General features: G+C 71.5%; 17 protein-coding genes. 11 read left to right on the forward strand and 6 right to left on the reverse strand.

What is annotated here, in order from left to right:
• Nucleotides 1-6: 6 nt before the first annotated feature.
• Both Q9R08_RS12620 and Q9R08_RS12625 read right to left on the reverse strand, forming a co-directional pair.
• Complete coding sequence (locus Q9R08_RS12620; protein WP_308868387.1) at nucleotides 7-912, reverse strand: diacylglycerol kinase; 906 nt, start codon at nucleotides 910-912, stop codon at nucleotides 7-9.
• Nucleotides 909-2,573 (reverse strand): FAD-binding oxidoreductase, encoded by a 1,665-nt coding sequence (locus tag Q9R08_RS12625; protein WP_308868389.1) that lies wholly within the window; start codon nucleotides 2,571-2,573, stop codon nucleotides 909-911. Before Q9R08_RS12625 ends, Q9R08_RS12620 begins: the two co-directional genes overlap by 4 nt.
• Before the next feature lie 34 nt (nucleotides 2,574-2,607).
• Between Q9R08_RS12625 and Q9R08_RS12630 the strand changes: the two genes are divergently transcribed.
• The 3 genes from Q9R08_RS12630 to Q9R08_RS12640 all read left to right on the forward strand — a co-directional run bounded on the left by Q9R08_RS12630 (nucleotide 2,608) and on the right by Q9R08_RS12640 (nucleotide 6,377).
• Nucleotides 2,608-3,192, forward strand: a complete 585-nt coding sequence (locus Q9R08_RS12630) for a TetR/AcrR family transcriptional regulator (RefSeq protein WP_308868391.1) — start codon at nucleotides 2,608-2,610, stop codon at nucleotides 3,190-3,192.
• Nucleotides 3,189-4,748 carry a glycerol-3-phosphate dehydrogenase/oxidase gene (locus Q9R08_RS12635; protein WP_308868393.1) on the forward strand — a complete coding sequence of 520 codons (1,560 nt, stop codon included), beginning with the start codon at nucleotides 3,189-3,191 and terminating at the stop codon, nucleotides 4,746-4,748. The genes Q9R08_RS12630 and Q9R08_RS12635 overlap by 4 nt, the downstream gene beginning before the upstream one ends.
• Nucleotides 4,749-5,018: 270 nt before the next feature.
• Nucleotides 5,019-6,377: an APC family permease gene (locus tag Q9R08_RS12640; RefSeq protein ID WP_308868394.1), complete on the forward strand. Its 1,359-nt coding sequence runs from the start codon at nucleotides 5,019-5,021 to the stop codon at nucleotides 6,375-6,377.
• Nucleotides 6,378-6,444: 67 nt separating this feature from the next.
• On the opposite strand, the gene Q9R08_RS12645 is transcribed toward Q9R08_RS12640, so the two are convergent.
• Nucleotides 6,445-10,167, reverse strand: coding sequence for a multifunctional oxoglutarate decarboxylase/oxoglutarate dehydrogenase thiamine pyrophosphate-binding subunit/dihydrolipoyllysine-residue succinyltransferase subunit (locus Q9R08_RS12645; RefSeq protein WP_308868396.1), 3,723 nt, complete (start codon nucleotides 10,165-10,167; stop codon nucleotides 6,445-6,447).
• A 178-nt stretch (nucleotides 10,168-10,345) separates the two neighbouring features.
• Between Q9R08_RS12645 and guaB1 the strand changes: the two genes are divergently transcribed.
• Nucleotides 10,346-11,803, forward strand: a complete 1,458-nt coding sequence (gene guaB1, locus Q9R08_RS12650) for a GMP reductase (RefSeq protein WP_308868397.1) — start codon at nucleotides 10,346-10,348, stop codon at nucleotides 11,801-11,803.
• 54 nt (nucleotides 11,804-11,857) lie between these two features.
• Here guaB1 and Q9R08_RS12655 read toward each other — a convergent pair whose 3' ends face one another.
• A complete protein-coding gene (locus Q9R08_RS12655; protein WP_308868398.1) occupies nucleotides 11,858-12,952 on the reverse strand; it encodes a YihY/virulence factor BrkB family protein in 1,095 nt (364 codons plus the stop codon).
• Nucleotides 12,953-13,157: 205 nt separating this feature from the next.
• Here Q9R08_RS12655 and Q9R08_RS12660 point away from each other — a divergent pair, with 205 nt between their 5' ends.
• Nucleotides 13,158-14,489, forward strand: coding sequence for a hemolysin family protein (locus Q9R08_RS12660; protein WP_308868399.1), 1,332 nt, complete (start codon nucleotides 13,158-13,160; stop codon nucleotides 14,487-14,489).
• Nucleotides 14,486-15,544 (forward strand): hemolysin family protein, encoded by a 1,059-nt coding sequence (locus tag Q9R08_RS12665; RefSeq protein WP_308868400.1) that lies wholly within the window; start codon nucleotides 14,486-14,488, stop codon nucleotides 15,542-15,544. Before Q9R08_RS12660 ends, Q9R08_RS12665 begins: the two co-directional genes overlap by 4 nt.
• 57 nt (nucleotides 15,545-15,601) lie before the next feature.
• Here the strand turns inward: Q9R08_RS12665 and Q9R08_RS12670 are convergent, their stop codons facing one another.
• Nucleotides 15,602-16,666: an NADH:flavin oxidoreductase/NADH oxidase gene (locus Q9R08_RS12670; protein WP_308868401.1), complete on the reverse strand. Its 1,065-nt coding sequence runs from the start codon at nucleotides 16,664-16,666 to the stop codon at nucleotides 15,602-15,604.
• A gap of 41 nt (nucleotides 16,667-16,707) precedes the next feature.
• On the opposite strand from Q9R08_RS12670, the gene Q9R08_RS12675 reads away from it, so the two are divergent.
• From Q9R08_RS12675 to Q9R08_RS12695, 5 genes are all read left to right on the forward strand, one after another.
• Nucleotides 16,708-17,574 carry an ADP-dependent NAD(P)H-hydrate dehydratase gene (locus tag Q9R08_RS12675; protein ID WP_308868402.1) on the forward strand — a complete coding sequence of 289 codons (867 nt, stop codon included), beginning with the start codon at nucleotides 16,708-16,710 and terminating at the stop codon, nucleotides 17,572-17,574.
• A 41-nt stretch (nucleotides 17,575-17,615) separates the two neighbouring features.
• Nucleotides 17,616-18,833: a glycosyltransferase 87 family protein gene (locus Q9R08_RS12680; RefSeq protein WP_308868403.1), complete on the forward strand. Its 1,218-nt coding sequence runs from the start codon at nucleotides 17,616-17,618 to the stop codon at nucleotides 18,831-18,833.
• A gap of 57 nt (nucleotides 18,834-18,890) precedes the next feature.
• Nucleotides 18,891-19,217: a thiamine-binding protein gene (locus Q9R08_RS12685; RefSeq protein WP_308868405.1), complete on the forward strand. Its 327-nt coding sequence runs from the start codon at nucleotides 18,891-18,893 to the stop codon at nucleotides 19,215-19,217.
• Between the two features lie 136 nt (nucleotides 19,218-19,353).
• Nucleotides 19,354-20,538: an MFS transporter gene (locus Q9R08_RS12690; RefSeq protein ID WP_308868500.1), complete on the forward strand. Its 1,185-nt coding sequence runs from the start codon at nucleotides 19,354-19,356 to the stop codon at nucleotides 20,536-20,538.
• Nucleotides 20,539-20,624: 86 nt separating this feature from the next.
• A complete protein-coding gene (locus Q9R08_RS12695) occupies nucleotides 20,625-21,380 on the forward strand; it encodes an NUDIX domain-containing protein (protein ID WP_308868406.1) in 756 nt (251 codons plus the stop codon).
• 7 nt (nucleotides 21,381-21,387) lie between these two features.
• Here the strand turns inward: Q9R08_RS12695 and Q9R08_RS12700 are convergent, their stop codons facing one another.
• Nucleotides 21,388-23,043, reverse strand: coding sequence for a peroxidase family protein (locus tag Q9R08_RS12700; RefSeq protein ID WP_308868407.1), 1,656 nt, complete (start codon nucleotides 23,041-23,043; stop codon nucleotides 21,388-21,390).
• Nucleotides 23,044-23,109 lie beyond the last annotated feature (66 nt).

A 23,109-nucleotide genomic window follows, 5' to 3' on the forward strand; every position in this document is an offset into this window, starting at 1 on the left:
CGGCGGTCAGCCCGCGGGCGTGAAGATCGTGAGCGCGCCGGGCGCGACGTCGACCGTCAGCGGGAGCGCGCCGATCGGGTCTCCGTCCGCGTAGGCGGTCACGCCGGGCGACGAGAGTCGCACCGAGCGCACCCGCCGGATCGACACCTCCGGCACCGCGCCGTGCGTGCCCCGGTAGACGCGCGGAAGAAGCCGCAGCAGACGCAGGCGGCCGGAGGGGCGGACCAGCACGAGATCGAGCAGGCCGTCCGCCGGGTCGGCGTCGGGGCAGATCGGGATGCCGCCGCCGTACGTCCGCCCGTTTCCCACCGTGGCCATCACGAGGTCGCCGCGCTGCTGCACCCGTGTGCCGTCGGCGAGCTCGAGCTCGACCTCGTACGGGATGCCGATCAGAGTCAGGAACTCGACGAGGATCGCGATGTTGTACCGCGAGCCGCCTCGCGGCCACCGCATCGCGTTGGCGCGGTCGTTGACCTTCGAGTCGAAGCCGCTGGCGAGAACCGACCCGAAGTACTGGCTCGAGCCGTCGTCGCGCGTGACGCGCCCCAGGTCGATGCGCCGTGTGCGGCCGCCTGCGATCGCGTCGGCTGCCGCGGCGACGTCGAGCTCGCGCAGGCCGAGCGTGGCCGCGAAGTCGTTGCCGCTGCCGGACGGCACGATTCCCAGTGGGATGCCGGTGCTGGCGACCTCCTGGATCGCGAGGTTCACGGTGCCGTCGCCGCCCGCGACGGCGACGGCATCCACTCCTACCTGGATGGCGGCCCGCAGCAGCGCGGACGACTCCGCAGCGCTCCCGCCGCTGAGGATGGACGTCTGCACCCCATGGGTGCGCAGCCGCTCGGCGGCCTGCGTCGCGGCGCCGGTGTGCGCCCCGGCGCGCGCCGCAGGGTTGACCAGGAGGGCGACCTTCATGCGGGATCGGCGGGCGTGATGACGAGGGCGCCCGGGTTCATGATTCCCGCGGGGTCGAGGACGGCCTTCACCGCGCGGAGCACCTCGACGCCGAGCGCGCCGATCTCCGCCTCGAGATACGGGCGGTGGTCGCGGCCGACCGCATGGTGGTGGGTGATCGTGCCCTGAGCGGCTCCGATGGCCCGGGAGGCGGCATCCTTCGCCCGCGCCCACTGCGTCTGCGGTTCGTCGGCGAGCGCGGCGACCACGGTGAAGTAGAGCGAGGCGCCCGCCGGGTACACGTGCGAGATGTGGCACAGGACGATCGGCTTGGTTCCTGCCGCGGTGAGGCTCTCGGTCAGCGCGACGGTGACGGCGCGCTTGAGCGCCGGCAGGCTCGCCCACGTCGTCGCCGTCTCCAGCGTCTCGGCGAGGACGCCGACGTCCATCAGCGTGTCGCGCAGCGCCGGTGACGCGAAGCGCCCTCGCTCCCACGAGCGGGCCGGGTCCTCGCCGCGGGACATCGCTCCGTGAGCGGTGAAGACGGCGTCGAGGTCGTCCCGCTCGCCGTGGGCCGCCGCGAAGGTCGCGCCCTCGAAGGTCGCGACGGCCAGGCATCCGCGCAGCCGGGTGACGTGGCCGCCCATCGCGGCGTTCACGCGCGTCTCGGTCTCGTCGCTGAGTCGGAGCACGGTGGGACGGATGCCGCGCTGCGTGGCCTCGCGGACCGCCGCCGCTCCCGACGCGAAGTCGGGGAAGGTCCATGCCCGGTAGGCGGTCGCCGCGGGGGCCGGCCTGACGCGCACGGTGACCTCGGTGAGGACACCGAACGCGCCCTCGGAGCCCAGGAGGAGCTGCCGCAGGTCGGGGCCGGCCGCGCTTGCGGGGGATCGGCCCAGGTCGAGATCACCGGCCGGTGTGGCGGCGCGGAGGGCGTGGACGAGGTCGTCGAAGCGGCCATAGCCCCGCGAAGCCTGGCCGCTCGACCTCGTCGCGGCGTAGCCGCCGAGCGAGGCGTACGCGAAGCTCTGCGGGAAGTGGCCGAGGGTCAAGCCGTGCTCGGCGAGCAGCTCCTCGGCCTGCGGACCGGTGGTGCCGGCCCCGAAGGTCGCCAGGAGCGAGACCTCGTCGAGCGCGAGGAGGGCGGCGGTCCGGCTGAGGTCCAGCGCGATGACCGCGCGGTGTGCTCCGCGCACCGGATCGACCCCGCCGACGACCGATGTGCCGCCTCCGAACGGGACCACGGCGATCCCGCGATCCGTGCAGAGACGCAGCACGGCGCCGATCTCGTCGTGCCCCGCGGGGGAGACGACGGCGTCGGGAGCGGCCTGCGGGTCGTCGAGCCGACGGCGCAGCAGGTCGGGCGTGCTCTTCCCGCCGAGGTGACTCATCCGCACGCCGTCATCGCGCGTCGCGTGCGCGCCCCCGACGATCTCCGCCAGCGCGGCGATGTCGGCGTCTGTGAGCTGAGAGGGCGTGAGGACCGGCGCGGCGCGATGCGCCACCGGATGCGCCTTGCCGGGAAGCAGCGTCGCGACGATCGCCTTCGCTGCCGCCGGGAGGCGCGCAGGCTCATCGCCCCACGCGTCCCAGCGGCCGCGGGCGCGCGGCGCGGGAACCGCGAGCGGACGGGGCGGGGGAGCAGGGTCGCTCGGAGTCTCGGTGTGCGCCGTCGCAGCCATGGCGACAGTATGACACATTCTGTATGGTTGTCACATGGCCGATGGAGCGCTCGACACGGAGACCGCGATCCTGGACGCTGCCCTGGCGGAGGTGCTGGCGCACGGCATCCGCCGGACGACGGCATCCGACATCGCGCGTCGCTGCGGGATCGCACGGCAGACGCTGTACCGGTACTGGCCCGACGCGCAGGCGGTCTTCGCCGCGCTCGTCACCCGCGAACTCGTTGCGGCTCTTCCCCCGGGCGAGCGCGAATGCGCCGACCTCGATGAGCTCGCCGGCCTGCTCGTCGAGACAGCCGACCGAGTGCGCCGGCTGCCGCTCGTCGACCGGCTGCGCGACACCGATCCCGAGCTGTTCGCGCACTACATCCTCGACCGGCTGGGGACGAGCCAACGCGCCATCCACGCCGAGACCGCCCGCCGCATCGCCGCCGGGCAGCGAGCCGGCTACGTGCGCGCCGGCGACCCGGCCCAGCTGGCCGCGATGGTGCTGCTCATCGCCCAGTCGGCCGTGCAGTCGGCGCCGCTCGTGGCGGAGTGGCTGCCCGAGGACGCGTGGCGCACCGAGCTCGGGCACGCGGTGCACGGCTACCTCTCACCCCGCGGGCACAGCAGATGAGCCCGCGGATCGTCGGGCGCACGCCACTCGCATCGGCTCTGACGGCCGCGCGCCGGGCACGGGAGCTCGAAGCCCTCGCCGACGCTCGCGAGATCGATCTGCTGGTCGTCGGCGGCGGCATCACGGGGGTGGGGATCGCGCTGGATGCGGCGAGTCGGGGCCTGCGGACCGTACTGGTCGAACGGCACGACCTCGCGCATGGGACCAGCCGCTTCAGCTCGAAGCTCGTGCACGGCGGCCTGCGCTACCTCGCCTCGGGGCAGGTCGGGATCGCCCGCGAGAGCGCGCTCGAGCGGCACATCCTCCTCACGCGCACGGCGCCGCACCTCACGCGCGCGCTCGCGCAGCTCGTACCGCTGCACGGGCCGGGCCACCTTTCGCGCGGTGCCTACATCGGCCTGGGGTACGAGCTCGGCGACGGGCTCCGCCGCGCGGTGGGAACGCCGGGTGCCCTGCTGCCCGGTCCCGGGACGGTCAGCCGCGGCGAGACCCTGCGCCTCGCTCCGTCCGTGCGCGCCGAAGGCCTGCGCGGAGGCCTGCGCGGCTGGGACGGTCAGCTCATCGACGATGCCCGGCTGGTCGTCGCCGTCGCCCGCACCGCCGCCGGGTACGGGGCATCCGTCCTCACGCGTGTCGAGGCGCTCGCGGCGACCGGTCGCACCGCCACCCTCCGCGACCTCGTGACCGGCGCGACCGTCGACGTCCGTGCCCGGGCGGTGGTGAGCGCCACCGGCGTCTGGGCGGGCGAGCTGGATCCGCAGGTGCGGCTGCGGCCGAGCCGGGGCACCCACCTCGTGGTGTCGACCGCGCGGCTCGGCGGCTCGGACGTCTCGCTCACGGTGCCGATCCCCGGGTCGACCACTCGCTTCGTGTTCACCCTCCCGGCGCAGCACGGCCGCACCTACATCGGCCTCACCGACGTGCCGGCCGAAGGACCGATCCCGGATGTCGCGCATGCGACCGAGCCCGAGATCGACACGCTGCTCGGCACCGTCAACACCGTGCTCGCCGACCCCCTCGAGCGCGCCGATGTGCTGGCGACCTTCGCGGGCCTGCGTCCGCTGCTGGCCGGCGAGCACGACGACGACACCAGCGACCTGTCGCGTCGCCACGCGATCATCGAGTCTTCGACGGGCGTGCTCAGCGTCGTCGGCGGCAAGCTCACCACGTACCGCCGCATGGCCGAGGACGCGGTGGACGCCGTCATCCGCCGGGATCCCGGGCTGCCGTCGCGGCCCTCGCCCACCCGGTCGATCCCGCTCGTGGGGGCGTGGCCGCGATCTCGCCTGGCGGAGATCGCCGCGCCACCGCGCCTCGTGCGCCGCTTCGGGGCCGAGGCGCCGTTCGCGGCGTCGCTGCCCCGCGGGGCCGGGGCCGCGTGCGGTGTGACGCCGCAGGAGCTTCAGTGGGGCGTCGCCGTCGAGGGTGCGCTGAGCATCTCCGACCTGCTCGACCGCCGCACACGGCTCGGCCTGGTCGCGGCGGACCGCGAGGAGTCGTCTGATGCCGCTGCCGCCGCCTTCGCCCGCGCGGGCGTGGAACCGCTCGGGGACTGACCGCGCGTCGTTCGCGGTCCTCAATCGAGGACAGGAGCTGAGATGAGGGGGACACGGCGTGGCGGAGTCCGCAGCTCGGCGCAGCTCCTCAGCTGAGGACCGTGCCCGTTCTCCTCGGCTGAGGACAACGCCCACCGTCTGCTCGTAGCGGACCGTGCCGATCCGCTTGTAGAGGACGCGCTTCCCGTGGCTCCGGGGTTGGCAGGAATCCGCCCGAGGACGGCGGCGGCGATGGCGCGGAGCGTCTGACGCCGCCGCCAGACTGTACCGGTGACACACAGCCATCCCCGCGGAGGCCTCGGCGTCCGGCAGGGCACAGCGCTCTACATCGCCTCCGTTCTGGGCACCGGCCTCTTGGTGCTCCCCGGCCTGGCCGCAGACGTCGCGGGGCCGGCGTCGATCGTCTCGGTGTTCGCCGTCATCGTGCTCTCCGTGCCGCTCGCGGGAACGTTCGCCGCGCTCGCCGCTCGATACCCCGATCCGGGCGGTGTGGCGAGCTACGTGCGCCGCGCGCTCGGGCGCACGGCGGCCCGCGCCACGGGCTACTGGTTCTACTTCGGCGTGGCCGCGGGGTTCCCGGTGCTGGCTGCGCTGGGCGCGGAGTATCTGACCGCGATCCTGCACATCGACCGCTCGGCGGTGCCGATCCTGATGTTCGCCATCCTGGTGCCACCCTTCGCCGTGAACATGCTCGGCGTCCGGGTCGCCGGGTGGGTGCAGTTCGTGCTCACCGGGCTGCTCGTCGGCATCGTCGTCTTCGTCGTCGCCACCGCGTTCCCCGCTGTCGACGCTGCTCACTTCAGCCCCTTTCTGCCGCACGGCTGGGGAGGCGTCGGCACCGCGATCAGCCTGTTCGTGTGGGCGTTCGCCGGATGGGAGGTCGGCACCCACATCTCGGGGGAGTTCCGCAACCCGCGCCGCAGCATCCCGCTCGCCACCGCTATCGCGCTCGTGGTGACGGGGCTCGCCTACCTGCTGTTGCAGGTCGTGACGGTGGGGGTGCTCGGCGAAGACGCCGGAGGCGGCGCGGTGCCGCTCCTGTCGCTCGCCGAAGCAGTGGCACCCGGGTTCGGGCCGACCGCGATCGGCGCCATCGCCGCGATCGTCGCCCTCGGCGTGATGAACGCCTACCTCGCCGCGTTCGGCAAGCTGGGGGCGTCGCTCGCTGCGTCCGGCGACCTCCCTCGCGCGCTCGCCCCCGGCGCCGAGACCGGGCGCGTGCCGCGACGGGCGCTGCTGCTGACCTTCGCGATCGCGGTCGTCTACTGCGTGATCGCGCTCGCCACCGGCGGGCACCTGGAGACGTTCATCCTCATCCACACGAGCAACATGGTGTCGATCTACACCGCCGGCATGATCGCTGCGACGCTCATCCTGCCGCGCTTCAGCGCGGGCTGGTTCATGGCGCTGATCGCGGCGGTGCTGTCGGTGGGTCTGCTGGTGCTCGCCGGCGCCAACCTCCTTCCCGCCGCGGTTCTCGCGGTCGCCGCGATCCTCGTGTCGGTCTGGCAGCGGCTGCGCCGCACGACGCCGCCCGTCGCGCGGCAGGTCGAAGAGGACCGCGAGATCTCGCCGGCTGCCGAGTCCGTGGTCCCCGTCGAGGTGAAGACGACGGCGACCACGGCCTGACGCGAGCCGGCCCCGGACGCGTCCTCAGGAAGGAGGGCGTCCGGGGCCGGATCGGCGAACTCGTGGCCTAGACCGTGAGCGCCTGCTGCATGATGGCGGCCTGCTCGGCGGCGTGCACCTTCGGTGATCCGGTCGCGGTCGATGCGGCGGATGCGCGCGAGACGCGGCTGATGGTGCGGCCGCGCAGGTGCTTCACGACCTCGAGCGCGATGAACGGCCATGCGCCCTGGTTCTCGGGCTCATCCTGCACCCACACCAGCTCGGCATTCGGGTACGAGTCGATGACGGCGTTGAGCTCGTCGACCGGGGCCGGGTAGTACTGCTCCAGCCGGACGAGCGCGATCGTCGGGTTCGGGTTCTTCTCCAGCTCGGCGCGGAGATCCCAGTGGATCTTGCCGGCGTGCAGCAGCACGCGCTTGACGGCGGACTTGTCGAGGCCGCGGTCGTCGTCGAGCACCGGCTCGAACCTGCCGGTGAGGAAGTCGTCGACCGGGCTGGTCGCCCCGCGCAGGCGGAGCATCGCCTTGGGCGTGAACACGATGAGCGGGCGGCGGGGACGCGCGTACGCCTGGCGGCGCAGCAGGTGGAAGTACGAGGCGGGCGTCGACGGCCGCGCGACGGTCATGTTGTCCTGCGCGCACATCTGCAGGTACCGCTCGATGCGGGCCGACGAGTGATCGGGGCCCTGACCCTCGTAACCATGGGGGAGGAGCAGCACGACGCTCGACTGCTGGCCCCACTTCTGATCCGCCGACGAGATGAACTCGTCGACGACCGACTGCGCGCCGTTGCCGAAGTCGCCGAACTGCGCCTCCCACAGCACCAGCGAATCGGCGCGCTCGACCGAGTAGCCGTACTCGAACGCCATCGCCGCGTACTCGCTGAGCAGCGAGTCGTAGACGTAGAAGCGGCCCTGGTCCTCGCTCAGGTTGGTGAGCGGGATCCACTCCTGGCCGTTCGAGCGGTCGTGGAGGACGGCGTGCCGCTGCACGAACGTGCCGCGACGCGAGTCCTGACCGGCGAGGCGGACGTTGGTCTTCTCGAGCAGCAGCGAGCCGAAGGCGAGCAGCTCGCCGAAGCCCCAGTCGATCGAGCCGTTGCGGCTCATGTCGAGCCGCTTGTCGAGCAGCTGCTGCAGCTTGTTGTGGACCGTGAAGTTCTCGGGCTTGTTGACGAACGTGTCGCCGATGAGGCTGATCATCTCGCGCGAGACGCCCGTGGTGTCGGGCTCGCCGGCCGCGGGCTGCGCGGAGGCCGCCTCCGGGGCGACCACCGGCGACGAGCCGGTCTCGGCCGCATGGGTCTCGGCGAAGGCGATCTCGAGGCGGTTCTGGAAGTCCTGCTTCGCCTTCTCGTACTCCTCCTCGGTGATGTCGCCGCGGCCGACGAGAGCCTCGGTGTACAGCCGGCGGACGGAGCGCTTCGCCTCGATGAGGTTGGTCATGAGCGGCTGCGTCATCGAGGGGTCGTCGCCCTCGTTGTGGCCGCGGCGGCGGTAGCAGACGAGATCGACGACGACATCGCGGTGGAAGCGCTCGCGATACGCGAACGCCAGCTGGGCGACGCGCGTCACGGCCTCGGGATCGTCGCCGTTCACGTGGAAGATGGGCGCCTGGATCGTCTTGGCGACGTCGGTGGCGTACACCGACGTGCGCGCGTCGGTGGGGGTGGTGGTGAAGCCGACCTGGTTGTTGACGACGACGTGCACCGTGCCGCCCGTGCGGTAACCGCGCAGCTGCGACATCTGCAGCGTCTCGACCACGACGCCCTGGCCCGAGAAGGCGGCGTCGCCGTGCACGAGGATCGGCAGCCAGGTGAAGGTGCCGATCGGCTTGCGGTCCTGCTTCGCGCGGACGATGCCCTCGAGCACCCCGTCGACCGTCTCGAGGTGCGAGGGGTTGGCGGCGAGGTACACCGGCAGCTCGGACTGGTTGTCGGCGACGAACGTGCCCTCGGTGCCGAGGTGGTACTTGACGTCGCCCGACCCGCTCTTGGAGCCGATGGCGACGGACCCCTCGAACTCGCGGAACACCTGGCCGTACGTCTTGCCGGCGATGTTGGTCAGCACGTTGAGGCGGCCGCGGTGGGCCATGCCGATCGCCGCGCCGTCGAGGCCCGCCTCGGCCGCCCCCTGCAGGATCTCATCGAGGAGGGGGATCAGCGACTCGCCGCCCTCGAGGCTGAAGCGCTTCTGGCCGACGTACTTCGTCTGCAGGAACGTCTCGAACGCCTCGGCCTGGTTGAGCTTGTCGAGGATGCGCAGCTGCTCGTCGTGACCGGGCTTCTGGTACTTGATCTCGACGTTCTCCTGGAACCACGCGCGCTGCCCGGGGTCCTGGATGTGCATGTACTCGATGCCGATCGTGCGGCAGTACGAGTCGCGCAGCACCCCGAGGATGTCGCGCAGCTTCATCTGGCGCTTGCCGCCGAACCCGTTCGTCACGAACTCGCGGTCGAGGTCCCAGAACGTCAGGCCGTGGTTCTCGATCTCGAGGTCGGGGTGCGTTCGCTGCACGTACTCGAGGGGGTCGGTGTCGGCCATCAGGTGCCCGCGGACACGGAACGAGTTGATGAGCTCCTGCACACGGGCGGTCTTGTCGACGCGCTCGGCCAGGTCGACGTTGATGTCGGCGGCCCAGTGGATCGGAGCATACGGGATGCGCAGCGCCGCGAAGATGTCGTCGTAGAAGCCGCGCTGGCCGATGAGCAGCTCGTGCACCTTCTTGAGGAACTCGCCCGAGCCCGCGCCCTGGATGACGCGGTGGTCGTAGGTGCTGGTGAGCGTGATCGTCTTGCCGATCGCCAGCTCGTTGAGCGTCTTGTCGCTCGCGCCCTGGAACTCGGCGGGGTACTCGAGAGCGCCGGCGCCGACGATGCATCCCTGCCCCTTCATGAGGCGCGGCACCGAGTGGACGGTGCCGATGCCGCCGGGGTTGGTCAGCGAGATCGTGGTGCCCTGGAAGTCCGAGGCGGTCAGCTTGTTGCCGCGTGCGCGGACGACGAGGTCCTCGTAGGTCGTGAGGTACTCGTTGAACGTGAGCTGCTCAGCGCGCTTGATGCTGGGCACGAGCAGGGCGCGGGTGCCGTCGGGGCGCGGCAGGTCGATCGCGATGCCGAGGTTGATGTGCGCCGGGGCGACGACGGACGGCTTGCCGTCGATCTCCGCGTAGAACACGTTCTGGCTCGGGAACTCCTTGAGCGCCTGGATGATCGCCCAGCCGATGAGGTGCGTGAAGCTCACCTTGCCGCCGCGGGTGCGCGACATGTGGTTGTTGATGACGATGCGGTTGTCGATCATCAGCTTCGCCGGCACGGTGCGGACGCTTGTCGCGGTGGGAACCGTCAGCGACTCGTCCATGTTGGCCGCGAGCGTCTTCGGCAGGCCCTTGAGCGTCGTGACGACGTCGGCCTGCGGCTGGGGCTGCTCGGCCGAGGACGACGGCTGCGCCTTGGGCGCCTGAGCCGGGATCGGCTGCGGCGCGGCCGGGCGCGCGGTCGTGCGTGCCACCGGCTGTGCGCCGATCACGGGGATCGGGGCCGTCACCGGACGGGGCTCCTCGGATGCCGCCGGCGGAGTCGCGTCCGCGGCCGGTGCCTCGGGAGCCGGCGCGGAAGGCGCCGTCGGTGCTGCGCCGTCGGCAGGGTGGTAGGCCTCGAGAACGGGCCACCAAGCCTTGTCGACGGAGTTCCGGTCGATTTTGAACTGTTCGTACAGTTCCTCGACGAGCCACTCGTTGGCTCCGAACTCTCCCTCGTTCGAAACCCCGACGCCCGTCACCTGGCTCGACACGCTGAATCGCCTGCTTTCATCGGTGAAGTTCTGGGATGCGCGCGGGGCTCTGCAAGCCCGCACACGCGACAGTTAAGCCTAGCCCAGTCTGCGCGGGCCGTTCCGGCCCCACCGGCTGGGCCGGCTGAAAGAATCCGCAGGATTATCCGCACAGGAACTGTCACTACCCTTGGCGGTCATGGAGTTCTACGGCGAAACACCCGACGTCGACCTGACCTACTCTGACGTCTTCCTCGTTCCGCGGCGTTCGGCGATCACCAGTCGCCTCGACGTCGACCTGTCGCCCGGCGACGGCACGACCGCGACCCTTCCGCTCGTGTCGGCCAACATGAACTCCGTCACCGGCGCTCGCCTGGCGGCGACGCTCGCACGTCGCGGCGGACTCGGCGTGCTGCCGCAGGACATGCCGCTGCAGGAGCTCGACGCCGCCATCCGCTGGGTGAAGGCGCAGCCGGTCGAGTGGGACACGCCGTTGGTGCTGCCCCCGGACGCGACCGTCGCCGACGCCGCCCGGCTGCTTCCCGCCACCGACGGGCACGGCATCGTGGTCGCCGACGCCTCCGCCGGCCATGTCGATGCCGACGACATCCTCGGCATCGTGCCGGCGACGCGGCTGGGCACGGCCCTGCCCGATGCGCGCCTGGGCGACCTCGCGCGCGGGCGCGCGGCGTCCGTCGACGCCGACGACATCGAGAGCGCGCGCCACGCGTTCGACGTCATCGTCGCCGCCGAGGCCGAGACCGTGGCCGTGCTGCACCACGGCCACCTGGTCGGCACGCTGTCGCGCCGCAGCGCCCTGCGCTCGACGCTCTACCGTCCCGCCGTGGACGGCTCGGGACGACTGATCGTCGCCGCCGCGGTCGGCATCAACGGCGATGTCGCCGCGAAGGCCAGGGCGCTGGCGGCGGCCGGTGTCGACGTGCTCGTCGTCGATACGGCGCACGGCCATCAGGAGGGCATGCTGCGAGCGCTGCGCACGGTCGCCGACCTCGACCTCGGCATCCCGATCGCCGCCGGCAACATCGTGACCGCCGAGGGCGTGCACGACCTCGTCACCGCCGGTGCGACGATCCTCAAGGTCGGCGTCGGACCCGGCGCGATGTGCACGACCCGCATGATGACGGCGGTGGGGCGGCCGCAGTTCTCCGCAGTCCTCGAGACCGCCGAGGCGGCACGGGTCATGGGCGCGCACGTGTGGGCCGACGGCGGCGTGCGGTACCCGCGCGACGTGGCGCTGGCGCTGGCCGCGGGTGCGGCATCCGTCATGATCGGCTCGTGGTTCGCAGGCACCATCGAGGCGCCAGGAGAGCTGCAGGTCGACGACGCCGGCCGCGCCTACAAGGAGTCGTGGGGCATGGCCTCGACGAAGGCGGTCCACGAGCGGTTCGGCCGGCTCGACCCGTACGAGCTGGCCCGTAAGGAGCTGTTCGCCGAAGGCATCTCGTCGTCGAAGATCTACCTCGATCCGCTGCGTCCCGGCCTCGAGGACCTGCTCGACATGATCACCTCGGGCGTGCGCTCGTCGTTCACCTACGCCGGCGCGTCCACGGTCCCCGAGTTCCGTGACCGCGCCCGCGTCGGCCTGCAGTCCGCCGCCGGCTACGAAGAGGGCAAGGCGCTCCCCGTCAGCTGGTGACCGCACCGGCGGAGCGAGCCACTGCGTCGACCGGATGACACGGGTAGGCATCGATCATCCCTGCCTGCGGGACGAGGTCTTGTCACTCGTGGCGTCCGCGTCGTCGTCGTCGTGCTCTTCCCGGATGCGGCGACCCTCCTCGACGTCGTGGCGCTCCTTCTCGGCGGCCTTGTCGCTCTTGCGTGTATCGCGGGGCGGCAACTGGATGTCCTCCTCGGCGGCGATACCCGCCTGCAGCTGGCGTCCGCGTTCCAGCTCGGCGTCGAACTCCGCGCCGAACAGCAGCGCGATGTTCGCGATCCACAGCCACAGCAGGAAGACGATGACGCCGGCGAGCGACCCGTACGTGCGGTCGTAGTTGGAGAAGTTCGCGACGTAGAGGCCGAAGGCCACTGACGCGACGACGAGGACGAGGATGGCCAGCAGCGACCCGAGGCTGATCCAGCGGAACTTCGGCTGCTTGGCGTTGGGCGTCGCGTAATAGAGGATCGCCACCATCAGCACGACGATCGCCGCGAGCACCGGCCATTTGGCGATCTCCCACACGGTCGTGGCGACCTCCCCGAGTCCGAGTGCCGAGCCGACGGCGTCGGCGACCGGTCCCGACACGACGAGGATCACCAGTGCGACGACGATCAGTGCGACGCCGATGACGGTCACCAGCAGCTGAGCCGGCTTCAGCTTCCAGAACGGCCGGCCTTCCTCGATCTCGTAGATGCGGTTCATGGCGCGGCCGAAGGCGCCGACGTAACCCGAGGCGGACCAGATCGCCAGGAGAAGGCCGAGGACCAGTCCCCAGCCGGCGGCGGGAGAGTCCGCCAGCTGCTCGAGCGGTCCGCGCAGCGTCCGGGCGGTCTCGGGTGCCGCGGATTCCACGACTCCGAGGATGGCGTCGGTGGCCCCGCCGTTGCCTGCGATCAGGCCGAAGATCGAGAAGACGGCGACGAGACCCGGGAAGATCGCCAGCACCGAGTAGTAGGTGAGGGCCGCGGCGATGTCGGTGCACTCGTCCGACGAGAACTCGCGCGCGGTCTTGACGAAGACGTACTTCCACGAGCGCTTCTCGATCTCGGCGGGGGTGTCGGGCTTGTCGGGGTGCTCGGCATCCGGGGCTCCTCGTCCATCCCGCTGGTGGTCCGTCGTCGTCATGGCCCCTCCGATCCGTCGTGCCCGGCGCTGTTCACCCGGGGCGGACCATCGTGCGGTCGACGTGCCGGATCGAAGAGGGGGTTGACAGCCGACCGGTCGGGCTCCGCACCCCCTGCCGTAGACTTGTCGGCACGATGGACGACCCTCCTAGTTGCAGACAATCGCCCCACCGACCCCTCCTCCGACGCAACGGGGGTGATGCGTGATGGATTACGTCATGTTGGGCGTGGGGCTTCTGCTCACGATCGGCACCGGCCTGTTCGTGGCGAGCGAGTTCGCGCTCGTCAACCTCGACCGCGCCGATCTCGAATCCCGCCAGGAGGCGGGTGAGACCCGTCTCGCGCTGACGATCAGCGCGCTGCGCATCACCTCCACACATCTCTCGAGCGCGCAGCTCGGCATCACGCTGACAACCCTGCTGACCGGTTACACGATGGAACCGGCGATCTCGAACCTGCTCGCACCGGTGTTCGACGCCTGGGGCATCCCGGTCGGCGTCTCGCGGCCTCTCGCGGCGGTCATCGGCGTCTCGATCGCGACGGTGTTCTCGATGATCCTCGGCGAGCTCGTTCCCAAGAACTTCGCCCTCGCCATCCCGCGACAGACCGCCAAACTCGTCATGCCGTTCCAGGTGGCGTTCACGACGGTGTTCCGTCCTGCGGTCGCCGTGCTGAACGGCAGCGCGAACGGCGTGCTGCGCGCGGTCGGCATCGAGCCGAAGGAGGAGCTCTCCGGCGCGCGAACGGCCGAGGAGCTGTCGAGCCTCGTCCGCCGCTCCGCCAGTGCGGGCGTGCTGGAGGAGGACACCGCCTCGCTCCTCGACCGCAGCCTCACCTTCGCGCGGCTGTCGGCGGCCGACGTCATGACCCCTCGGCCGAGCATCCATGCGCTCGCCGCCGACGACTCCGCCGAGGACGTCATCCAGCTGGCTCGCCGCACCGGGCACAGCCGCTTCCCCGTGTACGGCGAGTCCATGGACGACATCACCGGCATCGTGCACCTCAAGGCGGCCGTGGGCGTGCCCCGCGAGCGTCGCGCCGACGTGCCAGCCGCCGCGCTCGCCACCGAGCCGCTGCGCTTCCCCGAGGCCGTCCACCTCGATGTGCTCGTCGCCGAGCTGCGCTCCCGCGGCTACCAGATGGCCGTTGTCGTCGACGAGTACGGCGGCACTGCGGGCGTCGTCACCCTCGAAGACCTCGTCGAGGAGATCGTCGGCGAGGTGCTCGACGAGCACGACCGCCGTCGCGCGGGCATCGTGCGCGTCGACGACACCGTCATCTTCCCCGGCGAGCTCCGACCCGACGAGGTGCGCGATCGCACCGGCATCCGCATCCCCGAGGGGGACGTGTACGACACCGTGGGCGGATACATCATGAGCGTGCTCGAACGGATCCCGGTCGTCGGCGACGCCGTCGAGATCGAGGACGGCACCCTCGAGGTGCAGCGCATGGAAGGACGCAGGGTCGACCGCGTCCGGTTCACGCCGACTCCGATGCCGCACGAGGACGCGACGATCGAGGCGGGTGATCACCGATGAACGACTGGGCCGGAATCGCCTGGCTGCTGGTGCTGCTCATCGCCAACGCCTTCTTCGTCGGCGCCGAGTTCGCCGTCATCTCCGCCCGCCGCTCGCAGATCGAGCCGCTCGCCGAGAAGGGATCGCGGTCTGCCAAGACCGCGCTGTACGCGATGGAGCACGCGACGCTCATGCTGGCGACGAGCCAGCTCGGCATCACGATCTGCTCGCTGCTCATCCTGAACGTCTCCGAGCCCGCCATCCACCACCTCCTCGCCGCCCCGCTGGGGCTCACGGGCTGGTCGGAGGCCGTGGTGGACGGGGTCGCGTTCGCCGTCGCACTCGTGCTGGTGTCGTACCTGCACGTCGTCTTCGGCGAGATGGTCCCCAAGAACCTCGCGTTCTCGGTGCCGGACCGCGCCGTGCTGATGCTCGCGACGCCGCTGGTGTGGATGTCGAAGCTCTTCCACCCGATCATCGTGAGCCTCAACTGGATCGCGAACCACGTGGTGCGCCTCTTCCGCGTCGAGCCGAAGGACGAGGCGGCCTCGACCTTCACGCTCGAAGAGGTGGCGACCATCGTCAACCAGTCCCGCATCGAGGGGGTCCTCGACGACTCCGCGGGAACGGTCGCGGCCGCCGTCGAGTTCACCGACAAGAAGGCCGCCGAGGTCGCGCTGCCGCTGTCGCAGCTGGTGACGCTGCCGCAGACCACGACTCCCGCCGAGATCGAGCGGGCGGTCGCCAAGCACGGCTTCTCGCGTTACGTGATCGTCGATGAGGCGGGAGTGCCGGTCGGCTACGTGCACCTCAAGGACATCCTGCGGGCCGCGGAGGGACCGGATGCCGCCACCGACGTGGCACGCCCGATCCCGACCAAACGCATCCACCACATGGTGCCCGTGCTCGAGTCGACCGACCTCGAGGACGCGCTCGCCCTGATGCGACGCGCCGGCCGACACCTCGCCCAGGTGCGCGACGACGCCGGGCAGATCACCGCGGTGCTGTTCCTCGAGGACATCATCGAAGAGCTCATCGGAGAGGTGCAGGACGCGACCCGTCGTCGCGGCTTCTGATATCCGAGATCGAGCGAAGGGCGGGTCCCCGGGGATCCGCCCTTTCGCATCCCGCCGTCAGCGGCGGGCGCGGAGATACTGCTTCGGCCAGTAGTCGATCTCGGCACCGAGCTCGTCGGCGGCGCGCAGCCCGTAGTGCGGGTCGCGCAGCCACTCGCGGCCGGCCATCACGGCGTCGGCGGCGTCTTCGGCCAGCACGCGCTCGGCGTGGGCGGCGTCGTCGATCATGCCGACGGCGTTCACGGGGACACCGGCCTCGCGGCGCACGCGCGCGGCGAGAGCGACCTGGTAGCCGGGACCGGTCGTCAGCTTCTGGTGGGCGACGAGCCCGCCGCTGGAGATGTCGAAGAAGTCGGCGCCCCGGTCCGCCGCCCAGCGTGCGACGGTCGCCGTCTCGTCGGCGTCCCAGCCGCCGTCCGCCCAGTCGGTGGCCGAGAACCGCACGATCACGGGAACGCCGGGAGCGGCATCCGTCACGGCCTCCAGCGCGCGCAGCAGCAGCCGCGCGCGGTTCTCGAGCGAGCCGCCGTACTCGTCGTCGCGCCGGTTCGACAGCGGCGACAGGAACTGGTGCAGCAGGTAGCCGTGGGCGGCGTGCAGCTCGAGCACCTGGAATCCGGCGGCGACGGCACGGCGTGCGGCCGACGCGAAGTCGACGACGACACGATCGATGCCCGCCACGTCCAGGGCGACCGGCTCGGCGTAGCCGTCGAACGCGATCGCCGACGGCGCGACCGTGCTCCAGCCCCCATCGGTCGCGGCCACCGAGCCGCGCCGGCCCGAGAACGGCGACCAGGTCGACGCCTTGCGCCCCGCGTGGGCCAGCTGCACACCGGCGACCGCACCGCGACTGCGGATCGCGGCGACGATCGGGGCCCACGCGTCGCCCTGCTCGTCGTTCCACAGGCCGGTGTCTTCGGGCGAGATGCGCCCCTCCGGCGAGACCGCGGTCGCCTCCGCGACGACGAGGCCGGCACCGCCCGAGGCGAACTGCGCGAGGTGGGTGTGGTGCCATTCCTGCGGCACCCCGTCGACCGCGCTGTACTGGCACATCGGCGAGACCCAGAGGCGGTTGCGCACCGTCACGTCGCGCAGGGTGAGTGGAGTGAACAGGCGGGTCATCGGGTCTCCGGAGGGGATCGGGTGCGCGGTACTGTGACCACATGGTGAGGACGTGGACGCGCGCCGACACCGCTCGCGCCCTGCGGAGGCCAACGGCCGACGACGACAAGTATTCCCGAGGCGTGCTCGGCATGCGAACGGGCTCCCAGGCGTATCCGGGTGCGGCCGTGCTGGGCGTCGAGGCTGCCTGGCGCACCGGCCTGGGAATGGTGCGCTACCTCGGCCCCGACCGCCCGAGCGATCTGGTGCTGGCGCGCCGGCCCGAGACGGTGACCGCCGACGGGCGGGTGCAGGCGTGGGTGATCGGATCGGGAACGGATGCCGCGGTCCGTACCGTTGCCGACACCGACGCGTTGCGGGGCCTGCTGTCCGACACCGACCCCGTCGTCGTCGACGCGGGCGCGCTCGATCTCGCCGCCGAGGCCACCGCGCCGCGCATCCTCACGCCGCACGACCGCGAGCATGCACGACTGCGCTCGGCACTCGGCCTCGGGCATGCGCCGGCCGACCGCGCAGCCGCGGCGCGCGAGACCGCCGAGGCCACGGGCGCCGTCGTGCTGCTCAAGGGCGCTGTCACCGTCGTGGTCGCCCCCGACGGATGGACCGCCACCGTCGAGTCGGGAACCCCGTGGCTCGCCACCGCCGGCACGGGCGACGTGCTCGCTGGGGTGATCGGCGCCCTCGTCGCCGGCGCGGTGGCGCGGGACGAGCACACGGATGCCGCGTCCCTCGCGGCGATCGCGGCCTCGGGGGCGTGGCTGCATGGGCGGGCGGGCGCCATCGCGGCGACGGGAGCGAGCATCGCCGGGTCTTCCAGCTCGCCGCCCTTGGGGGACGGCCCGATCACGGCGCTCGACGTCGCCGAGGCGCTGCCGCAGGCGGTCGCCGAGGTCCTCGCGCGGGGCTGAGCGGTCGCGGTCCCTTCTCGACCCCTCCCTAGGATGGTGGGGTGGCGCGACGGGTGGTGATGTGGGCGGCGTTCGTCCTCGTGCACGCCGTGGTGATCTGGCTCGGCTTCGCGGGCGATCACGCCGCCTCGTGGGACGTCGACCAGCTGTACCGGTGGTGGGCGGGTCGCACTCTCACGGGTGAGGCCTTCCCCGGCATCACCGAGGACTGGGTCTACCCGCCGGCGGCTCACCTCCCGATCCTCCTGGTCGGCGCATTCAGCGGCATCGTGGACTACACGCTCGGGTGGGGGCTGCTCGTCACAGCAGTCGACGCGGCGGCGTTCGCGGTGCTGCTCGGGAACGGCAGGTCACGCGGGCGCCTGGTCGCCGCCGGGTTCTGGCTCGCCGCGATCCTGGCGCTCGGCGGTGTGGGCATGTTCCGGCTCGACGCGGTCACCGTGCCGCTCGCGATCGCCGGCGCCCTGTGGCTCGTGGGGCGGCCGTGGCTCGGCTCGGCGCTTCTCGCCGTCGCCACCTGGATCAAGGTCTGGCCGGCTGCGCTGCTCGCCGCGGCTCTGATCGCGCTGCGGCGCCGACTCGCCGTCGTCGGTGGCGCTGCGATCGTCTCGGCGGTGGTGATAATCACGGTCGTGCTCGCCGGTGGCGGCGCCCACCTGCTGAGCTTCGTCGGCGACCAGACCTCGCGGGGGCTCCAGATCGAGGCTCCGGTCAGCACGCCCTACATGCTCCTCGCGGCGGCCGGACTCCCCGGCGCGGAGGTCTTCTACGACCGGGACCTGATCACGTTCCAGGTGACCGGACCCGCCATCGACGTGGTGATCGCCGTCATGACGCCCGTGCTCATCGCGGGGATGCTGGGGATCGCGGCGGTCGGGGCCGTCAAGGCCTGGCGGGGAGCGTCGTTCGTCGCGCTGTTCCCGCCACTGGCCGCCGCACTGGTCCTGGGGTTCATCGTGCTCAACAAGGTCGGCTCGCCCCAGTACATGACGTGGCTCGTGGCGCCGGTGGTCGTCGGGCTCGTCCTCCAGGTGCGGCGCTGGTGGCGGCCGGCCGTCCTGTCGCTGGTCATCCTGGTGCTCACGCAGCTGATCTTCCCCTTCTGGTACGACGCGATCCTGGCGCTCATGCCCGCAGGAGTGGCGCTCCTCGTCGTGCGCAACGTGCTGCTCGTCGGCCTGTTCGCATGGGTCGTGGTGCGCCTGGTGCGTGTGCGTGTGCGCGTGCGCCGGTCGGCGCCGCTGCGCGTGCCAGAGTAGGTCGGGGCCGCGCCACCGTCGTGGCTCCGCGACACCCCTCGAGAACCGGAGGTTCGAATGCTCGTCGCCTTCTCCGTCGCCCCCAGTGGGACCGGCCGCGCCGACGGCTCGGTGCACGACGCCGTGGCCGCCGCCGTGCGTGTGGTCCGCGACAGCGGCCTGCCGCACCGCACGACCTCGATGTTCACCGAGATCGAGGGGGAGTGGGACGAGGTCTTCGACGTCGTCAAGCGGGCCACCGACGCGGTGGCACCGTACGGCTCGCGGATCTCGCTCGTGCTCAAGGCCGACATCCGGCCCGGACACGCGGGTGAGCTGGACGGCAAGATCGCGCGCCTGGAAGCCGCGATCGAGCGGCAGGAGGTCGAGGGCGGGCTGGACTAGAGCCCGGTCGCACCGCCGCGCAGGTCAATGCGACGTCGGGCGCCGAATCGATTCGACAGCGGGCGGGGCCTCCCGCTAGCGTGACGCGGTGCCCTCCTCGGAACCGACGACCTCCTCCCTGTCGAAGAAGGCCGCGATGTGGGCGCTCCTGTCGCTCGCCGTCGGCAGCTTCGGCATCGGCATGACCGAGTTCGTGGTGATGGGCCTCCTGCCGAACATCGCGGTGGACCTGCTGCCCTCGCTGTGGGCCACGCGCTCCGAAGATGCGATCGCGCAGGCAGGCTGGCTCATCTCGCTGTACGCGCTCGGCGTGGTCGTCGGTGCTCCGACGATCGCCGGCGCCGTGGCGAAGTATCCGCGCCAGCGCGTCATGATCGGGCTCGCCCTGGCACTCACCGTCTTCAACGCGCTCACCTTCCTCGCCCCCACGTTCGAGTGGGTCGCGGCGTCCCGGTTCCTGGCGGGCCTCCCGCACGGCGCCTACTTCGGCATCGGCGCGCTCGTCGCCGCCGACGTGCTGGGCCCCGGCATGCGCGCGAAGGGCGTCGCGTTCGTGCTGACCGGCCTCACCGTCGCGAACGTGGTCGGCGTGCCTCTCGGCACCTACCTGGGGCAGCAGGTGGGCTGGCGCGCCGCGTTCATGGTCGTTGCCGCGATCTTCGCCGCCGCGACCATCCTCATCGCGTCCTTCGTGCCCGAGCGACCGGGTGACCCGAGCCGCACCATGCGGGCCGAGCTCAAGGTGTTCCGCATCGGGCAGGTCTGGCTCGCGCTGGGTGTCGGTGCGATCGGCTTCGGCGGCTTCTTCGCCGTCTACAGCTACATCGCCCCGCTGGTGACGGAGGTCGCGGGCTCGCCCGAGTGGGTCGTGCCGATCGTGCTCGTCGTCATGGGCCTCGGCATGACCGTCGGGAACCTCGTCGGCGGGCACCTCGCCGACGTCGACCTCAAGCGGACGCTCGTCGGCGGGCTGATCGGGCTCGCCGTCGTGCTCGCGCTCCTCGCGGTGACGGCGGAGTGGATCTGGGCCCTGGGCTTCTTCGTGTTCGCGACCGGTTTCGTCGCGTCGGCGCTCAGCCCCACGATTCAGACGCGCCTGATGGACGTCGCGCAGGACAACCAGTCGATCGCGGCCGCGCTCAACCATTCCGCCCTCAACATCGGCAACAGCCTGGGCGCGTTCCTCGGCGGCGTCGTGATCGCGGCGGGCTGGGGGTTCCTCGCACCCGCGTGGGTCGGCGTGGCGCTCGCCGGCGCCGGTCTCGTGCTCGCTCTGGCGAGCATCGCGGCTGAGCGCCGCCGCAGCCTCGTCATGGTGTGAGCGCCGTCAGGCGCCCGCTCAGCCCCGGTCCGACGATCGCGCGCGGGCGCGGTGGACGTGGTTCGACCGCTGGGTAGAGTGAGCGGATGCCGGAGCCCACGCCCGCCGACCGCGCGCTGCAGGCGCTGAGCGACTCGACGGGCGGCGCGCGGGCGCGGCGTCCCGAGGACGCGACAGACCCGTCGGTTCCCGTGGCGGCGACCGTCGTCCTCGTGCGCGACGGGGCCGACGGGCTCGAGGCGCTGATGATCGAACGGCCCGACCGCGGCTCGTTCGCCGGCGCGTGGGTGTTTCCGGGCGGCAAGCTCGAGGCGGCGGACCGCCGCGCCGCCGCCGAGCCGGAGGAGGCGGTCGCCCGCATCGCGGGGGTTCGCGAGACGCGCGAGGAGACGGCGCTCGCTCTCGACCCCGACACCCTCGTGACCCTGTCGTGCTGGGACCCGCCGCCCGGACTCGCGCTGCGGATCCGCACGTGGTTCTTCGTCGCACCCGCCGCAGCGGGCGTGCTCGCGCTGTCGGCCGACGAGGCGGTCGCCGCCGAGTGGGTGCGTCCGGCCGACGCGCTGGCGCGGCACGGCCGCGGCGAGTTCACGTTGTACCCGCCGACCTGGGTGACGCTGCACGGCTTGGCCGGCCACGCCGACAGCGCGTCCGTCCTCGGCGCCGCGCGACTGGGCGGCGTCCAGCATTTCGAGACGGTGGCACGCCGGGGCGGCGACGGACCCGTGCTGCTGTGGCGCGGCGACGACGAATGGGATCCGGATACCGCCGCAGCGGCATCCGGATCCCATCATCGCCTCGAGATCGGCGCTCTCCCGTGGCGCTACGAGCGCACGGGCTGAGCCGGCCTCAGGCGCCGATCACATCGGCGACGCGCACCAAGTCCGCGAACGTGAACGCCCCCGGGGCGGTCCCAAGCGTCGGGATGAACGACACGTTCAGCATCGACAGCGCATCCCGTCGCAGCAGCGTAACGAACGTATCGGCCACGATCTTCCCGCCGAGCGGTCCGAGGTGCTCTCCGGCACTCGTCACCATCGCCTCGCGCAGCACGTAGTACCAGAGCGGCGTCTTCTCGAGGAGAAGGCCGTTCTGCTGCTGCAGGACCGCGACCTCGTCGGCCGGAAGTCCGTCGATGAGCTGGGCGGTGGTGAGCGCCGGCACGCCGAGCGCCGCCGCCGTCGCCTGGCCGCTCGGCAGGCCGAGCACGAGGCCGCGCAGCAGGTTGCGCGTGGCGAGGATGCTCATGAGCGCGTTGGTGCCCGAGCCGTCGAGGTCCTCGAGCGCGCTCGCGAGCACGCTGTCGATCTTGCGCGCGCTGTTGAACACGGGCACGGCGAAGCCGGTCTCGAAGAACGCGTTGAAGTCGACGACCCAGTTCGAGCGCACCGGCAGGTGCGGTTCGTGGATGAAGGCGAAGACGTCCGACATCGGCTTGTTCCGCAGCTCGAAGTTCAGCCAGTACTCGTCACGGATCATGCTGTGCCCGAACCGGTACGCGGCGACCGAGAACTCCACCGGCATCTGGAACCTGCTGTTCGGCTTCGCCTTCACGTTCGCCAGCGCGTCGTCGACCGCCGCCTGACCGCAGATGCGCGGCAGGAAGTCGTGCACGACCGCCCACTGGTAGTGCAGCGTCGCCTGCCGCTTCGCCTCGACGAAGATGTCGCCGGTGAAGCCCGACGCGATCAGCTGGTCGACGATGGCGTTGTGGAAGCGCAGCATCGCATGGTGCAGCTGCGACACGATGAGGTTCTCGTTGTTGCGCGGGTCGCCGATGATCGCCGTGAGCGCCGACGTTCGCGGCACGTCGAAATCGGTGTGCGCGACCATCCCGCCGCCGCCCGCGGCGCCGCCGGCGCCGCCGGGACCACTGGGAAGGTTCGTGCCGAGCAGCATGCGGAACGCGGATGCCGGTTCTCCCGGTGCGGGCGCGGCGTAGAGGAACGCGTCCACCGCCGGACCCTTGCCGTAGACGCTGTCGAGATCGAGCATCGGCGAGCGCATGTTGTTGATGATCGTCGCGTCGACGATCGCCGGAGAATCGAGCGCCGACGACACGTCGAGGGTGATGTCGTGGTCGACGAACTGCCCGACATACGTGTAGCCCGACGGTGTCGCCGAGTCGGCTGCGGTCTCGCGGCCGCTGTTGGCCATGAGGTTGCCGAGCTGAGTCAGCAGGTCGCGCGTCGCGTCGTCGAGCGGCAACCGGCTGGCCGCGCGCACCTTGGCCTTCGTCAGGTACCCGAACTTGTCGGCGTCCGACGCGAAGACGTCGTGTGCCGGAAAGTACCCGAGCGAGAACTTGGCGCCGTGGAAGCGGCCGTGGTCCGGTCTGACGAGCTCGAGCGAAGCGCGGATGTCGACGGGGAGCCGTGGCGCCTGCCGCTTCTCACCGGGCGACCTCTCGCGGGTGCCGTTGAGGCCCAGCTGCTCACGCAGGAAGGGCTGCGCGGCGAACGCGTCTTCGGGCGACTCGGCACCCGATCTGGTATCAGTGCTCATGATTCCCTCCTTGGGACATTGCCCAGTGGGAGGGGGACAGGCGCGGTGGTGATACGCCCGTGACGC

The organism is Microbacterium psychrotolerans (assembly GCF_031085295.1).
Taxonomy (GTDB): Bacteria; Actinomycetota; Actinomycetes; order Actinomycetales; family Microbacteriaceae; genus Microbacterium; species Microbacterium psychrotolerans.

What these genes read in the sequence shown, in the direction of transcription:
- Q9R08_RS12630 (WP_308868391.1), top strand. Translation starts at nt 2,608, where the DNA reads ATGGCCGATGGAGCGCTCGACACGGAGACCGCGATCCTGGACGCTGCC.
- guaB1 (WP_308868397.1), top strand. Translation starts at nt 10,346, where the DNA reads ATGGAGTTCTACGGCGAAACACCCGACGTCGACCTGACCTACTCTGAC.
- Q9R08_RS12695 (WP_308868406.1), top strand. Translation starts at nt 20,625, where the DNA reads ATGCCGGAGCCCACGCCCGCCGACCGCGCGCTGCAGGCGCTGAGCGAC.
- Q9R08_RS12620 (WP_308868387.1), bottom strand. Translation starts at nt 912, where the DNA reads ATGAAGGTCGCCCTCCTGGTCAACCCTGCGGCGCGCGCCGGGGCGCAC.
- Q9R08_RS12665 (WP_308868400.1), top strand. Translation starts at nt 14,486, where the DNA reads ATGAACGACTGGGCCGGAATCGCCTGGCTGCTGGTGCTGCTCATCGCC.
- Q9R08_RS12655 (WP_308868398.1), bottom strand. Translation starts at nt 12,952, where the DNA reads ATGACGACGACGGACCACCAGCGGGATGGACGAGGAGCCCCGGATGCC.
- Q9R08_RS12635 (WP_308868393.1), top strand. Translation starts at nt 3,189, where the DNA reads ATGAGCCCGCGGATCGTCGGGCGCACGCCACTCGCATCGGCTCTGACG.
- Q9R08_RS12700 (WP_308868407.1), bottom strand. Translation starts at nt 23,043, where the DNA reads ATGAGCACTGATACCAGATCGGGTGCCGAGTCGCCCGAAGACGCGTTC.
- Q9R08_RS12670 (WP_308868401.1), bottom strand. Translation starts at nt 16,666, where the DNA reads ATGACCCGCCTGTTCACTCCACTCACCCTGCGCGACGTGACGGTGCGC.
- Q9R08_RS12685 (WP_308868405.1), top strand. Translation starts at nt 18,891, where the DNA reads ATGCTCGTCGCCTTCTCCGTCGCCCCCAGTGGGACCGGCCGCGCCGAC.
- Q9R08_RS12625 (WP_308868389.1), bottom strand. Translation starts at nt 2,573, where the DNA reads ATGGCTGCGACGGCGCACACCGAGACTCCGAGCGACCCTGCTCCCCCG.
- Q9R08_RS12690 (WP_308868500.1), top strand. Translation starts at nt 19,354, where the DNA reads ATGTGGGCGCTCCTGTCGCTCGCCGTCGGCAGCTTCGGCATCGGCATG.
- Q9R08_RS12675 (WP_308868402.1), top strand. Translation starts at nt 16,708, where the DNA reads ATGGTGAGGACGTGGACGCGCGCCGACACCGCTCGCGCCCTGCGGAGG.
- Q9R08_RS12660 (WP_308868399.1), top strand. Translation starts at nt 13,158, where the DNA reads ATGGATTACGTCATGTTGGGCGTGGGGCTTCTGCTCACGATCGGCACC.